Origin of the sequence: Xanthomonas sp. SI (assembly GCF_014236855.1) — a bacterium.
GTDB lineage: Bacteria > Pseudomonadota > Gammaproteobacteria > Xanthomonadales > Xanthomonadaceae > Xanthomonas_A.
Genome location: NZ_CP051261.1, coordinates 74,352 through 89,092, shown reverse-complemented (window position 1 = coordinate 89,092; position 14,741 = coordinate 74,352). Strand labels below are relative to the sequence as shown.

Annotated in this window: 13 protein-coding genes; 2 read left to right on the top strand and 11 right to left on the bottom strand. The window is 67.6% G+C overall.

Translation table 11 applies throughout. The annotated features are described in order from the left end of the window. Positions 1 to 131 precede the first annotated feature (131 nt). Positions 132 to 1,796, top strand: coding sequence for a carboxylesterase/lipase family protein (locus HEP75_RS00425; RefSeq protein WP_185825042.1), 1,665 nt, complete (start codon positions 132 to 134; stop codon positions 1,794 to 1,796). Between the two features lie 31 nt (positions 1,797 to 1,827). Here the strand turns inward: HEP75_RS00425 and HEP75_RS00420 are convergent, their stop codons facing one another. The 7 genes from HEP75_RS00420 to HEP75_RS00390 all read right to left on the bottom strand — a co-directional run bounded on the left by HEP75_RS00420 (position 1,828) and on the right by HEP75_RS00390 (position 11,003). Beyond that, the gene (locus tag HEP75_RS00420; RefSeq protein WP_185825041.1) at positions 1,828 to 2,355 is read right to left on the bottom strand and encodes a hypothetical protein; all 528 of its coding nucleotides are present in this window, start codon (positions 2,353 to 2,355) and stop codon (positions 1,828 to 1,830) included. 60 nt (positions 2,356 to 2,415) lie between these two features. Then, positions 2,416 to 3,597 carry a GGDEF domain-containing protein gene (locus HEP75_RS00415; RefSeq protein ID WP_185825040.1) on the bottom strand — a complete coding sequence of 394 codons (1,182 nt, stop codon included), beginning with the start codon at positions 3,595 to 3,597 and terminating at the stop codon, positions 2,416 to 2,418. A gap of 259 nt (positions 3,598 to 3,856) precedes the next feature. Continuing rightward, on the bottom strand, positions 3,857 to 5,404 hold the full coding sequence (locus tag HEP75_RS00410; RefSeq protein WP_185825039.1) for a PepSY-associated TM helix domain-containing protein: 1,548 nt from the start codon (positions 5,402 to 5,404) through the stop codon (positions 3,857 to 3,859). Further along, positions 5,401 to 5,673: a hypothetical protein gene (locus HEP75_RS00405; RefSeq protein WP_185821697.1), complete on the bottom strand. Its 273-nt coding sequence runs from the start codon at positions 5,671 to 5,673 to the stop codon at positions 5,401 to 5,403. The genes HEP75_RS00410 and HEP75_RS00405 overlap by 4 nt, the downstream gene beginning before the upstream one ends. Continuing rightward, complete coding sequence (locus tag HEP75_RS00400) at positions 5,663 to 5,959, bottom strand: hypothetical protein (protein ID WP_185825038.1); 297 nt, start codon at positions 5,957 to 5,959, stop codon at positions 5,663 to 5,665. The genes HEP75_RS00405 and HEP75_RS00400 overlap by 11 nt, the downstream gene beginning before the upstream one ends. Positions 5,960 to 5,965: 6 nt before the next feature. Continuing rightward, on the bottom strand, positions 5,966 to 8,248 hold the full coding sequence (locus HEP75_RS00395) for a TonB-dependent receptor (RefSeq protein ID WP_255423946.1): 2,283 nt from the start codon (positions 8,246 to 8,248) through the stop codon (positions 5,966 to 5,968). A 358-nt stretch (positions 8,249 to 8,606) separates the two neighbouring features. Continuing rightward, positions 8,607 to 11,003, bottom strand: a complete 2,397-nt coding sequence (locus HEP75_RS00390; protein WP_185825036.1) for a TonB-dependent receptor — start codon at positions 11,001 to 11,003, stop codon at positions 8,607 to 8,609. Between the two features lie 283 nt (positions 11,004 to 11,286). On the opposite strand from HEP75_RS00390, the gene HEP75_RS00385 reads away from it, so the two are divergent. Beyond that, on the top strand, positions 11,287 to 12,048 hold the full coding sequence (locus HEP75_RS00385) for an OBAP family protein (RefSeq protein ID WP_185825035.1): 762 nt from the start codon (positions 11,287 to 11,289) through the stop codon (positions 12,046 to 12,048). Positions 12,049 to 12,136: 88 nt separating this feature from the next. Here the strand turns inward: HEP75_RS00385 and HEP75_RS00380 are convergent, their stop codons facing one another. The 4 genes from HEP75_RS00380 to HEP75_RS00365 all read right to left on the bottom strand — a co-directional run bounded on the left by HEP75_RS00380 (position 12,137) and on the right by HEP75_RS00365 (position 14,509). After that, a complete protein-coding gene (locus HEP75_RS00380; protein WP_185825034.1) occupies positions 12,137 to 12,547 on the bottom strand; it encodes a hypothetical protein in 411 nt (136 codons plus the stop codon). Positions 12,548 to 12,710: 163 nt separating this feature from the next. Then, complete coding sequence (locus HEP75_RS00375) at positions 12,711 to 13,115, bottom strand: Na+:solute symporter (RefSeq protein ID WP_185814696.1); 405 nt, start codon at positions 13,113 to 13,115, stop codon at positions 12,711 to 12,713. A 485-nt stretch (positions 13,116 to 13,600) separates the two neighbouring features. After that, positions 13,601 to 13,882 carry a hypothetical protein gene (locus HEP75_RS00370; RefSeq protein ID WP_185825033.1) on the bottom strand — a complete coding sequence of 94 codons (282 nt, stop codon included), beginning with the start codon at positions 13,880 to 13,882 and terminating at the stop codon, positions 13,601 to 13,603. A 231-nt stretch (positions 13,883 to 14,113) separates the two neighbouring features. Continuing rightward, positions 14,114 to 14,509, bottom strand: coding sequence for a hypothetical protein (locus tag HEP75_RS00365; RefSeq protein ID WP_185821690.1), 396 nt, complete (start codon positions 14,507 to 14,509; stop codon positions 14,114 to 14,116). Positions 14,510 to 14,741 lie beyond the last annotated feature (232 nt).

The window sequence follows — 14,741 nt, the reverse complement described above, 5'->3', positions numbered from 1 at the left end:
CGCCGCCTGCCTCGGGCCGCCTCGCGCGGCGCACGCCACAGGCCTGCCGCTTGCACCCATCCGATCCTTTCCGCTGTCGGCCAGGGCCTTCGCCCATGGCTGGCGGCGTTTGCCCACGGACTCCGCCACGCATGACCACGCCCGCCGCCATCCCGCCTGCCTCGCTTGCCCCCACCACGGCCATCGCACCCGACGACCACGGCCGGCGCCGCTTCCTGCACGGCAGCGCGCTCGCCGCACTGGCAGTGAGCGGTGCCCTGCCTGGCGGTAGCGCCGGCGCCGCGCCCGCGCCCGCCGACCCGCAAGCGCCGCTGGCGCGCACCCGCAGCGGTCGCATCCGCGGCTATCGCGACCAGGGCGTGCAGGTGTTCAAGGGCATTCCCTACGGCGCCGACACCGCACAGCGCCGTTTCCAGCCGGCGCTGCAGGAACACCCCTGGCGCGGCGTGCGCGACTGCACCAGCTACGCCGCTTCCGCGCCGCAGCTCAAGCTCGACCCGGTCAGCGAGGACTGTCTGTTCCTCAACGTGTGGACGCCCGCCCTGCGCGACGGCGCAAAGCGCCCGATCCTGTTCTACATCCACGGCGGCGCCTACAACAACGGCTCCGGCAGCGATCCGCAGTACGACGGCGCGCGCCTGTGCCGGCGCGGCGACGCCGTGGTGATCAGCGTCAACCACCGCCTCAACGCGTTCGGCTACCTGTACCTGGCGCAGCTCGGCGACGCCGAGTTCGCCGCGTCCGGCAACGTCGGCCAGCTCGACCTGGTGCAGGCGCTGCAGTGGGTGCGCGCGCACGCGGCCGAGTTCGGCGGCGATGCCGGCAACGTCACCGTGTTCGGCCAGTCCGGCGGCGGCGCCAAGATCGCCACGCTGATGGCGATGCCGGCCGCGCAGGGCCTGTTCCACCGCGCCTGGACCATGAGCGGCCAGCAGGTCACCGCCGCCGGCCCGCGCGCGGCCACGCAGCGCGCGCAATTGCTGCTGCAGGCCTTGCAGCTCGACGCCACGCAACTGGCGGCGCTGCGCACGCTGCCGATGCAACGCCTGCTCGAGGCCACGCGCACGCGCGATCCGTCGCGGGTGGAGAACACCTCCCTGTACCTGGGCCCGGTGCTGGATGCGCAGGTGCTGCACCGGCATCCGTTCTGGCCGGACGCACCGCCGCAATCGGCGACGATCCCGATGGTGATCGGCAACACCCACGACGAGACCCGCGCCTTCCTCGGCAACGATCCGGCCAACTTCGCGCTGAGTTGGGACACGCTGCCGGCCAAGCTGGAGCAGGAACAATTCGTGGACCTGCTGCCGCAGGTGGTGATCGCCGAGTACCGGCGTCTGTATCCGCACTACACGCCGAGCGAAGTGTTCTTCGCCGCGACCACCGCCGGGCGCTCGTGGCGCGGCGCGATCGAGGAAGCCGAAGCGCGCGCGCGGCAGGGCGCGCCGACCTGGGCCTATCAACTCGATTGGGGTTCGCCGCTGGACGGCGGCAAGTTCGGCGCATTCCACACCCTGGACATCCCGCTGGTGTTCGACAACATCCGCCAGCCCGGTTCGCGCACCGGCGACGGCGCGCAGGCGCAGCGCGTGGCCGATGCGATGAGCGAGGCGCTGCTCGCCTTCGCCCGCCACGGCGATCCCAACCACGCCGGGCTGCCGCGCTGGGAACCGTATTCGCTGGCGCGGCGCGAGACCATGGTGTTCGACGCCGACAGCCGCCTGGCGCACGACCCGCGCGGCGGCGAACGCCGGCTCTACCAGCAGGTGCCGTTCGTGCAGCGCGGGACGTTTTGAGTCAGCGCAACCAGCCGCAGCGCGCGGCTGGTCAGTTGCCGGCGTAGGCCCAGTAGAGCCTGGACGTCCGGGTATCGTAGGCCATGAAACCATCTCCATTGGAGGACACGGTTCTCGGACCAAGATCGCCCGCTTCGCTGTACAGGACGGTGATCACGACGTGCGGGGACCGCAGCGCAGGAAGTTGCGGACATCCCGGCTTGCGCGCGTTGTACTCGATGAAACCATCGAACGTTTCGCTCTGCGAGTCGTCGAATGGAGCGTGGTGCCAGTGTCGTTGCCGCGCATCTTCGCTGGCCCAATAGGCATCGGGAATCTTCGCTACATCCACGGCATAGGTGTAGTCGATGCCGTCGAGAAATCCTTCTTCCCGGCAGACCTGCGGTATCCCGCGCAGGGAGGTGACGTGACCGAGTCCGCTGCGTTGCAGTTGATCGCGCATCACGCCGACGGCGATATAGGTGCGCATCATCGTGGACACCATCTGCAGCTGCACGAGCGCCCCCACGGGGATCACCAGCCACAGTGCGAGAACCCGCAACGTCTTGACCAGACGCATCGATCACCTCGGCGAAGGGCTATGCACGCCCCCTAGCGTCGCATGCCATGCCGGCCCGCGCTACCAACCCGTGTCCTCGGCCAGCACCACTTGATTGCCGCCGCCGATGCGCGCGCGCTGCAGCAGCGCTTCGGCACGTTGCATCAGCGTGGCGGCGGTGTCGGCGGGCGTGGCGAGCAAGGCGCCGACGCTGACGCCGAGCTGTTCGTTGGCCATGTCGGCGTGCGCGATCGCCAGCAGCTCGATCATGTCGCGCAACGCCGGCGCCACCTGGCGCAGGTGCGCGCCGCTGGCGTCGTACAGCACCAGCGCGAAGTGGCCCGCATCGATGCGCATGGTCACGTCCATCGGCCGCAGCAGGCATTGCAGCACCTCGGCCACGTCCACCACCGCGCGATCGGCCTCGCGCGGGCCGTAGCGCTGCACGAAGGCGGCGTATCCATCCAGTTCGACCAGGATCAACGCCAACCCGCGCTGCAGGCGCCGGGTCTCGGCCAGCGCCACCGCCAGGTGTTCGTCGAAACGGCGGCGATCGCCAAGACCGGTGAGCGCGTCGCGCAAGGCCTCGTCGTCGCGCACCCGCCGCTGCAGGAATCCCTCGCGGCGCGAATGCTCGCGCAGGTAGCCGCCGACCGCGCCGATCGGCACCGCCGCCCACAGCAACCATTGCAGGCGCAGATAGGCGTCGCGCGCCGCGCCGTCCAGCAACAGGTGCGCGGCCGCGGCGCTGATCGCGCACAGCACCAGCGCCACCGCCACGCTCTGCCACAGCGCCAGGCCCAGCGGAAAGAAACCGGCGACGATCACCAGGGTCATCACCGCGGCGGCATAACGCAGTTCCTGCGGCGGATAGCCGATGCTCGACAGCACCAGCCCGGTGCCGCCGACCAGCAACAACAGCGCCGCCCGGCCCGGCCCGTGCGCGTCCGCGCGATGGATCGCCACCGCCACCCACAGCAGCGCCAGCAAGGTGGCCGCACGCACCGCCACCGCATAGCCGAGCAGCCCGGTGCTGCCCGACCAACCGAAATGCAACGCGTCCCAGGCCAGCAACGCCAGCGCGATCAGCACACCGAGCGAGGCCGCCACGCGTTGCGCGAAGCCCATGGTCGATGCGGTGTAGCGGCGATACGCCCGTTCCAGCGGCGGGTCGAAGCGCAAAGCGGCAAAGCCGTGATGCAGTTGCCTGGCGTAGTCCTCGCCGGACGGCGCGTCCGGCGGTCCTTCGTAGCGGTGGTGCATGCGATCCCCTGTACACGGCAGCGTGGAACAGAACGCGGCGGCTGTCACACAATTCACCGTACGACGCCCAGCGCCAACGCTGCAGACTTCGACTTCCGCGTACATGAGAAATCACTGGCGCACGATTGTCCACTTTTGTCCGCCATGCATGCGCGCGATGCACAGCGCATGTCAGCAACAAGATGCAGCATGGCTGGCATGCGACAGCGCGTGCGGCCGGTGGCCGCAGCGGCCCGAGCGACGGCCGATTTATAGCCGCTCAGGCCTTCGCCGGCAGCGCCCACACGCTATTCGGATCGCCGTGACGGCCGCGGCGAAGGGTGGCGCGCGCCATCTGCCAGTACGCCCAGGCCAGGGCCAAGGCACAGCCATCCACCGCCAGCAGCAGCGAACTGCTCCACGGCGCCACCCAGCCGCCGGCGCCGCGCAGCGCGGCCAACGGCACCAGCGCAGTCAGCACCGCGCAAGCCAACAGCAGTTCGTAGGCGCCGCGCGCGGTGGGGCGCAGCAGTGCCCAGGCCACGCCCAGTCCGAACACGGCGTAGTACACGTAGCGCTCCTGCCCCGGCGGCAACAGCCGCGCGGCGACGAACAGCGCCGAGACGCCGGCCACGCAACCCAGGCAGATGCCCACCGTGAGCCGCGCCAGCGCATGCGTGCGCCACGGCTGCGCCTGCTGGCGCCGCTTGCGCCGCGCCTCCACCCACAGCAGGTTGCCGCTGTAGAACAGGAACGCGCCGCCCAGGCCGAGCAGGAAATACAGCCACCGCAGCGGCGCCCCGCCGAAGTTGGCGTAATGCAGCGCCTGCAGCCCGCGCAGCGACGCCACGCCGGGCGACATGTCCTGCGGCGCCAGCACCCGCAGCACCTTGCCGGTGGCCGCTTCCATGGCCACGCCAGCCATCGTGTTGAGCCGGCGCTGCGGGTGCTGGCCGTAGATTTCCACGCGCGCATTGGCATCGCCGGCGTCGTGGAAGGACAGGCTTTCCGGTTCGAAGCCCGGACTGGCCGCGCGCGCGCGCGCCAGCAGGTCGGCCACCGGCAGCAGCGGCGCCTTGATGTGCGCCGGCTGCACGTGCGGCGTCAGCTCCAGATCCGGCTCCAGCACCTGCATCAGCTTGCCGTCGAACACCAGGTACTGGAATGGCGCCAGCAGCAGCACGCCCAGCGCCAGTACCGCGCCGGACCAGGCGAAGATCACGTGGAACGGCAGCGACAGCATGCCGACCACGTTGTGCGCGTCCTGCCACAGGCGCTTGACGTTGCGCCCCATGCGCAGCGCGAACAGGTCCTTCAGGAACACCGGCGCGTACAGCACCACGCCACTGACCAACGCCAGGCCATAGAGAATGCAGACCACGCCGAACAGGTAGGTGCCGAAGGTGCGCGGCAAGCCGGCGGTGAAGTGCAGGTCGTACAGGAAGTCGACGAAACCGGTGCGTTGCGGCAGCTGCAGCGGTTGCCCGTCGGCACCGGGCTGGAACTGCACGGTGCCGCCGAACGCCTGCGCCGGCGGCCCGAACGCATACAGCCGCGGCTGCGCGCCGTGTTCGCCCGGCAGCATCAGCGAGAACGATTCGGCCAACACCGGATGCCGCGCCAGCACAGTATCCAGCAGGGCCTGCGCCGCCTGTTCCGACGGCTGCGTCGCCGGAGCGGCGAGCGCCGACGCGCGCGGCCAGTCGTTGAGCTCGTGAGTGAACACGGTGATCGCGCCGACATAGAAGGCGATGAACAAGGCCATGCCGGCCAGCAGGCCCATCCAGCTGTGCGCCGACAAGAACTGACGCAAGGTCGCTGCCTTCATACCGTCACCTGCACCAGGCCGGCGGCCTTCAACGCGTACAGCAGGCCATGGCACAGCAGCGTGGCCAGGCCCAGCCACAGCCAGGCGCGCGCGCCGCTGCGGAACACGAACGCCAGCGACATCGCGCCGATCCACAACGGGAACATCAGCAGCAGCCACGGCAACGTATGCACCTGCAGCGCGCCCGGCCACAACAGCACGCACAGCCCGACCACGCCCACCGCCAGCGGCAGGCCGAGCACGATCGCCGCCAGCCATCTAGCCCACATCGGCGCGGCCTCCGCGCAGCTGCCGCCACGCATCCAGGAACGGCAGCGCGACCGCGGCCAGCATCAGTGCGCTCAGCGCCGCGAACGTGCCGGCCCACACCCCGAGCGCGGCGATCGCCGCGACCAGCGCCAGCGTGCTCAACACCGCACCCGCCACGCGCAGCGCGCGCGCATGCGGGCGCCAACCCGGGCGCAGGCGCTGGTGCGCGGTGGCCAGGTAGAACGCCAGCGCCGCCAGCGGCGCGGCGAGCAGGTACAGGGCGGTGGTCAGCGCATGCATGGCCATCGTCGGTTACCAGCGCGCCTCGAAGCCGATGCCGACCACGCGCGGCGCGCCGAGGATGGCGATCGGCTGGTCCGCCCAGCGGTACTGGACGTACTGCCTGTCGAGCAGGTTGTTGGCGAACACCCACGCGCTCCAGTCCAGGTTCTCGTAGCCGAACTTGGCGTTGAGCAGCGTGCGCGAGGCCAGCCGCGGCGCATCGCTGCCGATGTCGGTGTAGACCTTGTCGCGGAAGTTGGCGTTGAGGTTGGCGACCCAGCCCGCGCCGAAGCGCCAGTTGCCGCCCACGGCTGCGGTCCAGCGCGGCGCGTAGGCGAACTCGCGGCCGGCGTAGTCGGTGATCTGCGCGTCGGCCACGGTCTTGAACTCGTCGTAGCGGGTGCGCGAATGGCCCAGCGACGCATACCAGTCGAAGCCTTCGCCGAGCCGGTGGCTGAGCTCCAGCTCGAAGCCGTACAGGTGCGCGCGGCCGGCGTTGACGGTGTTGTAGTCGTAGTCGTTGAGGCCGAAGAAGGCGAAGACCTGCTTGTCCTTCCAGTCGATGTAGTAGGCGTTGGCATTGACGCTCAAGCGCCCGTCCAGCCACTGCGAGCGCAGCGAGGCCTCGTAGTTCCAGGTGTATTCCGGGTCGTAGGCGAAGGCCTGGCTGCGCGCGGTGTTGAAGCTGGAGCCGCCGGAGCGGTAGCCGCGCTGCACCACCAGGCTGGCCGCCAGATCCGGGCTCCATTCGTAACGCGCGCCGAGCTTGGGCAGGAACGCGCTGAAGTCGCGCGTGTTGTCCGGCACTTCGCCGCTGGCCGAATCGACGATGCCGGCCACGCCCGCGTTGATCGCGTTGATCGCCTGGTACAGCGCGGTGCCGGGGCTGGCGAAGCTGGCGGCGCTGGGATAGGTGCCGACGAAGGTCGCGGTGGTGCTGGACGCCATCTCGTAGCGCTGGCGGTCGTAGCGCACGCCGCCGAGCAGCGAGAAGCCGCCGCCCACGTGCCACTGCCCGTCGGCGAACAGCGCGCGGTTCTCCGAGGTGGTCGGCGCATCGCTGGCATACAGCACCGGGATCACCGGCAACGCCGCGCCATACGCGGCTGAGATCGCCGCCGCGTTGGCGGCCGGGAAACCGGCGCCGGTCAACAGGCGGGTAATGGTGGCCAGCGGGGTATTCACGTCGAGGCGGTTGACCACGTCGTTCTGGGTGTCGTGCTTGGCCCAGTACAGCCCGAACAAGCCGTCCACGGCCTGGCCGTCGTAGTTCAGGCGCACTTCCTGCGAGGTGGTGCGGGTGGTGGCCAGGCGCCTGGCGTAGGCGGTCTGCGCCGCGCTGCGGTCGCCGTCCCAGGTGCTGTCCATGTCGACCTTGTTCCATGCCGTCACCGCCGACAGCGACCAGGCCGCATCGATCGCGTAGTCGACGTTGAGGTTGGCGATGTCGCTGTCGGTCAGGCTGCGGTTCGGCGTGTTGTCGTGGTTGGTGCGACGCTTGAAGTAGTCCGCCTCGTCGGTGGGCACGTACACGTACAGGTACGGCCCGTTGCGGTGCGCCTTGGTGTAGCCGAGCTGGACCTTCAACCCGTCGATCGCCGACGGCGTCCACAGCAGCTTGCCGCGGTAGGTCAGCGCGTGCAGCGCATCGTCGGACGCCTGGCGCGTGTCGTTCCAGCTGTAGCCTTCGAAGCTGCGTTGTTCGACCGAGGCGCGGAAGGCCAGTTCGTCGGCCACCAGCGGGCCGCCGAACGCCGCGGCCAGGGTGCGGTCGGACGGATCGGAGGCCAGCACCCGCAGCTTGCCCTCCCAGTCCATGGTCGGCTCGGCGGTGCGCAGGATCACCGCGCCGGCCAGCGCGTTCTCGCCCTGCAGGGTGGACTGCGGCCCGCGCAGGATCTCCACCTGCTGCAGGTCCCACAGGCTCAGCGGCGCCGAGCTGATCGCGTTCTGCGGCAGCGCCGCGCCGTCCAGGTAGACCGTGGCCAGCGGCGCATCGCCGCCGCCGTCGATCTCGCGGATGCCGCGGATGGTGAAGCCGGTATCGCCGTAGGTCTGCGCCACGTTGGCGGTGCGGTTGAGCACCTCGTAGAGATTCTGCAGGTTCTCCTGCTCGATCCGCGCCTGGGTGGTCACCGCCACGCTGGTGGTGGTGTCCTGCAGCGTGCGTGCGCGCTTTTCGCCGGTGACGACGATGCGGTCCAGGGTGGTGGGATCGGCGACATCCGCCTCGGCGGCCAGCGCAGGCGCTGAAGCATGCAAGGCCAGAATTGCGGCGATGGAAACAGACAAGGGCAACAAATTGACGCGCACGCGCATCGCTCCGTGAAAAGAAAATCGGACGGAGGCATGGCGATGGCTGTGCCTGACTGCCGGGCTCGGCAGCGCTGGGCGCGGACTTTAACAGAGTGTGAAGAGGGCGGCCACAAATTTGTGCGGTGTATCAAGGGCTGCCATGGCGGATCTTCGGCATGGGTTCTCCGACTCTCCACGACGGAGCGGCCTTTGTAGGAGCGGCTTCAGCCGCGACAGGCGTTATCGATAGATCCTGTCGCGGCTGAAGCCGCTCCTACACAAGCCGTCGCGACGGCGCAGCCCGTCAGCGCCGTCGCGACCGCTAGCCACCCGAGCGAACCGGAACCGCGTTACAGCAGCGCCGGCGTTGCGCGGCTCAATGCCAATGCACGTCGACCGACAGACCGACGATGCGCGGTTCGTTGTACACCGCCGCCATGTAGTTCTCGATCACGCCCTTGAGGTTCTTCTCGTTGGTGATGTTGCGCGCGAACGCCGCCACTTCCCACGCGCCGTAGTCGCCGCTGTAGCCCAGCTTCAGGCCGCCTTCGAAGCTGCCCTTGGAATTGAACTCGGTCGAGTCGTACAGCACGAAGCTGGTCTTGCCCTGCTTGTTCCAGTCGGTGGCGACGAAGAACGCGCCGCCATCGGCGACCGGGATGTCGTAGCGCGCGGCCAGGTTCACGTTGTAGGTGGGCGCATTCGGCAGCGGATTGCCGTCGATCTGGGCGAAGGTGTTGGCGCCGAGCTTGATCGTCGGATCGTTCACCGTGCACACCACCACGCCATTCAGCGCGCACACCTGCGCATACACGCGCTTGTCCTGGATCTCGCTGTGCAGCAGGCTCAGGCCAGCGCTCAGCGACAGGTTCGGGATCGGGCGCCAGTCCAGATCGGCTTCCATGCCGTAGGCCTTGGCCTTGTCCGCATTGAACAGCACGCCGTTGCCGTTGGAGTCGTTGCCGTTGAGTTGGATGTCGTCGACCGTGTAGGTGAAGCCGGTGACGTTCAGGCGCAGGCGGTTGTCGAACAGGCTGCTCTTGATGCCCGCTTCCCACGACAGGATCGTCTCCGAATCGGCGGTGGTGAAGTCGGAGTTGAACACCGCCGAGCGGCCCTGGATGGTGGGGCCGCGGAAGCCGCGGGCGACCTTCGCGTACACGCTGACGTTGTCGTCGATCGCGTACATCGCGCTGAAATCCCAGCTCGGCTGGGTGTCGGCCATGCGCACGTCGCGGCGGCCGCGGTAGGTGACCACGCCAGCGGCGGTGTCGGCGGTCTTGAGCAGCTTGGTTTCCTTGCTGTCGCGGGTCTGGCGCACGCCCGCGGTCAGGGTCAGCGCGTCGGTGGCCTTGTAGGTCAACTGGCCGAAACCGGCCCACGAAGTGTTGCTGTTGCGCAGGCGCACCCAATTGTTCGGATTGCGCGCGGCAGTCTGCAGGAAGTAGGCGCGCTGGTAGAAATCGGTGGTGTCCTTGCCGTCGAAGTAGAACGCGCCGGCCTGCCACTGCAACGGCGCGTCGCCTTCGCTGGCCAGGCGCAGCTCCTGCGTGTACTGGTCCAGATCGCGCACCTGGCCCATCGACTGGCCGTAGCCGTTGGCCACACCGTTGACCGGATAGTTCGCCGCCGCGCCGCCGTCGGTATCGCCGCGGCTGTAGCCGGAGGTGGTCTCGTAGGCGCTGATCGAGGTCAGCGACACGCCGCCGAAGTCGTACACCGCCTTGAGCGAACCGCCGTGGGTCTTGTACGCCTGCGGATTGTCGTGCGCCTCGTCGTAGGCGACCTGGTCGCGCGGCACGTCGACCTTGTTGGAGCCCTTGGTGACCGCATTGCGCAGGAACAGCGTGGAGGTACCGTCGTAGTCGCGGGTATGCGCCGAGGCCAGCAGCGAGAAGTTCTCGCTCGGCTTGAGCAGCAGCTGCAAGCGCGCGTTGCGGTCGTCGTAGCCGCCCATCGCATCCTTCTTCGGCGTCACCGTGCCGTCGGCGCTGGGGCCGCTGTAGGTGTTGTCCACCCAATCGTCGCGGTGCTGGTACAACGCCGACACGCGGAACGACAGCACGTCGTTGATCGGCCCGCCGAAGCCGCCGTCGAGCGAGGTGGTGCCGTAGCTGCCGTAGCTGGCGCTGAGCCGGCCGCTGTAGTCGTCACTGGGCTTGATGCTGTCGAACTTGACGATGCCGGCGGTGGTGTTGCGGCCGAACAGCGAGCCCTGCGGACCGCGCAGCACTTCCACCTGGTCCAGGTCGTAGACCGGATTGGACTTCAGCACCACGTGCTCCAGCACCACGTCGTCCTGGATGATCGACACCGGCTGCGAAGCGCCGAGGTAGAAATCGATGTTGCCCAGGCCGCGGATGTAGAAGCGCGGGAAGATGCGGCCGGTGGTGGTCTCGGCATAGAAGCTGGGCACGCGGCCGGACAGCGCCAGCAGCGTGTCGTCGCCGCCGGCGGTGTAGTTGCGCATCGCATCGCCCTGCACCACGCCCACCGACACCGGCACCTCCTGCAGGTTCTGCTCGCGGTGCTCGGCGGTGACTGTGACGGTGTCCAGCGAGGTCGCCGCATCGCCGGCCGCGGCGCCGCGCATGGCCTGCTGCTCGCTACCGGCCAGCGACGGTGCCATCTCCTGCGCGGTAGCCGCAGTGGCGATCGACGCCAGCAACAGACCAGCGCAGGCCTGTGCCAGGCGGTTGCGGACCAGCGCGCCAGGCAGGCGCGACGAACGCGCGGCCAGGCGGCACGCGGAAAGAGAGGGATGCAGCAACATGGCACTTCCTTTGGGCTGGATGACGATTCCGTTCGGCTTGCGCGACGGCCCGCCATTGGATGGCGTAGCGCGGCACGATATGTCATCTGTGTTGCATCCCGGTTGCAAGGCGGCCGGCTCAGCGGCATCGACGCGGTGTGGCCGGCACGGCCGCAGCACGCGTGTTCTTACGGTCTCTGGACGCGCTCGCAACCTGGCGACGACACGGCGGCGACGGACGTTTCACCCACGCCCGCCGATCCTCGGGCCGTACACGCTCGTGCCGCCTCGCTGGAGACCCCGCATGCGCACCACCCTGTTGGCCCCACTGCTGCTCGCCCTCGCCGCCTGCTCGCGCGACCACACCGGCCCGGCCACACACCCGCCCGGCGCCGAAGAAACCGCCAAGACAGACATGCTCGAAGCCGGCGCCAAGGCGCTGCAGGGCAACGGCCCGCTGGCCAAACTCGACATCCACCTGGTCGGCTTCCATCCGATGAAGGAGCACCCGCACCAGCAGATGGAAGCGCACCACTTCTGCCGCCAGGTCAACCAGGACTTCGCGCAATGCGCCCTGTTCGACGGCGACAGCGCCCAAGCCAACCTGACCGGCGTGGAGTACATCATTTCCGAAACCCTGTTCCAGCGCCTGCCGCCCGAAGAACGCGGCTACTGGCACCCGCACAACGGCGAAATCCTGTCCGGCCAGCTGTCTGCGCCCGGCTTGCCGCTTGTGGCGGAAAAGGAACTGATGCGGAGCAAGATGAATAGCTACGGCAAGACGTGGCACACCTGGCATACCCGCGACGGCGCCGGTCCCGGCGACGCGATGCCGGTCGGCGAGGCGATGCTGGCCTGGTCGTTCAACCGCGACGGCGAGCTGCAGCCGTCGCTGCAGGCACGCCGCGACCAGGTCGCCGCACACAGCGCCGCCGAGCTGCGCGCCAATCGCAAGGACCTCACCACGCTGGCAAAGCCGCAGGAGGGCGTGGACCTGTTGCGCCCAGCGTTTCCCGAGGCCACACCGATCCCTGGCGTGTCGGATGCGCGGGCGCAGCATCCCTAGCGGCTCCCGATGCGCCCGTGCCCGAGCAGCAGCGAACGCCGAAGACCGGGCGGTTTGCGCGATCGCATGCAACGGATGAGCAAACGGCTCAGTCGCTATCGATGCCCACCACCGTCAGCAACAACGCAGGAGCTCCCTGGCCGGCTGCGGCTTCCGACAACATGCCGGTGACGCGCACGATCTGCCCGACGCCTTCTTCTTCCAGGTGCGCCGCCTGCTCCTTGCTGAGCACCAAGCGCAGGCGGCGCACATCCTCATGGCGCGGCGCCTGTCCGGCAGGCGAGGCCGCCACGCAGACCGGCGTCGGCAGCACCAGCACCTCGCCGCCAGCGTCGGCCGCAGCAGCTGCACTGGCCGTCGCTGGCTTTGCGTGCGGCTCCAGCTTGCCGGACAGCGTGACCTTGATCGGGCCATAGGGCAGGCAGTGCGGCTGCGCCTGCGCCAACGGCGCCGCGCCTAGCGACAGGCAGGCGAACAAGAACACGGTGCGCAGCGACATGGGGTGTATCCGTGGACGGCAGAGGCGGGCAAGGATACGGGAGCTGCATGACCGCTGCGCGTTGCCGGGAAACGGCGGCTTCAGGCGCCTGTGCGCCTAGCGACATGCCGGTGGATGCTTGACGACCTGCGTAAAGGTGTCCGACATACGAAACCTCGAGGAGCTAGCGTGCGTTCGCGCCTGCGTCCGCCACGGAAATTCCAAGCATACGCGTGATGGGACCGGTCACGAGCACGCCAAGGATCGAGCTCGGCGTCCCCCAGAAAAGGACCGCGACATAGATCATCGACGCCCCACCGCCGGTGTATGGGCGCACGCAGTCGCTGTAGTACGCCAGCCCCAGCCATGGCGCAAACAGAAGGCAGCCGCCGGCTGCCCGCAACGGATTGGCCGTCGCCAGCGCGATGATCGGCGGCAGCAAGGGAACGAGCAGGAACATCCCCAATGCGGCAAGAAATTCCCGCAAGCCGTGCCGATAGCAGGCGAAGCTATTGAAAGCTTGCAGGGCCATGATGCCAAGGATGGCGACGAGGCCATAAGTCACTGCGCGACCGCGATTGATCAGCATGAACGTTACGCCTGGTGCGGGCCGATCCGCAAAGTGGAAGCGGCTTGGGATGAAGTTCGGAACTGCAAACCCAGCGTGGTTTTGGATCATGGTTACGTTACGGCCAGGCTCGACTGAGAGGCGTCGGTCCTGCCTTTTGGAGCGGCGAAGCGGCCCACTTCAATTCAATCTCAGGGCGCTCTTCTACACAAGCACAGGATGCCCCCACATCCGACAACCAGTCCAGGCACCAGCAGATGCCATCCGCCGGTTGCCGCAGCGACCACGGCGGCATAACCGGTCGACTCTACCGCATCAGGTCCGAGACCATCCCTGAGAATCCAGCACCAATAGGTCGCTAGCAGCCCCAGTGCAGTGGCCAGGACGATCAGACTCCATCCCAGCGCGCTCCACAGCGTTTTTGTCCGAGCCTGCATTGGTCATTCGCCTGCTGTTGAATAGGTTTTTCTGCGAAAAGGGGTTGCTGAACTCGGCGTGGCCATCTTCTATGACCGTTTGAAACGCGCCGCCTCGAGTGCATATATCGCGGGAAGCACGGACGGATGACGCTTTACCCAAAGCGCACCCAAGTAGTCCACGACCGACCTGCCCCCGAGCGCCTCTTCCAGACGATCGCCATGCGCAGCCTGCAGCAGCGTGTGCGCGGATTCAATGACGTGTTCGGAAATTTTGGCCTGTGCGGTCCCGGTGTCTTTTCCCCATTCCTTCTGGATGGAGGAAATGAGCTTTCCGGCCTCTGCTTCCGCCAATGCGCGCTTTCGTGGCATGTGACTGCTTGTGTTGTCGAGTGGTAGATATCATCCACCCCAACCATCGGGCGGCGTGCCTTCGAACCGGATCCTCGCGCGTGGCGACATCGACGACAGGCTCGATGCCGTGGATAACGGGAGACGTGCGGCCGATACCAGAAACGTCCCTGCAAGCGCACGCATGGTCTCTCCTTTCGACTGAGGATGGATGGCGTTCTGGCACTGGACTCTATCGCCCGGAAAAGTCGTCTACCGCCACGTGGAATAGGATGTCACATGGGCATGGTCGAATCCTCCGTGCGCGTCCGCGTCCATATCGATGACGAAGCCTGATTGCCTCAGCACCGATTGCTCCGTGCCTACGACACACCGAAGATGCTGCGAAGCCGTTTCTTTGCAAGCGTCGAAGAAGTAGTCGTCCGAACCGAGCACGGCTGATCCTGCAAGATGGCGGTTCAGGCCTTGCTCCACCTGCTGTGCGCTATAGGCCGTGTAGGGCTGATCGAATGGCAGCCCAGACGCGGCGTACACAAGTTGCCATGGCGTCTCGCAAGCGCAGGGCGCCGGGGAATAGCCGAACAGCAGAAATCCTGCAGCGCATGCCGTGAGGGTTGCTGCTCCAAGGAGAGGAAGGCGTCGCTGCATGTTGCTCAATCCGGAGTTAAGTGTTGGCACACGGCTGGCTGGCTAAGCGCATTGCCTAATCTCATTGAGCGGTCTCAAGAATATCCTGTACTGGACAGCCACTTACGACAGCAAGCCTAAGTAGGACAAGGGCATCACCGTGTTGCTGATGCCTTGGCCGAGAAAAACTTGTCAGCGCTGCATACGGATTACCACGATTATGGACGCATCCCCCCACGATGGCATGGCATGC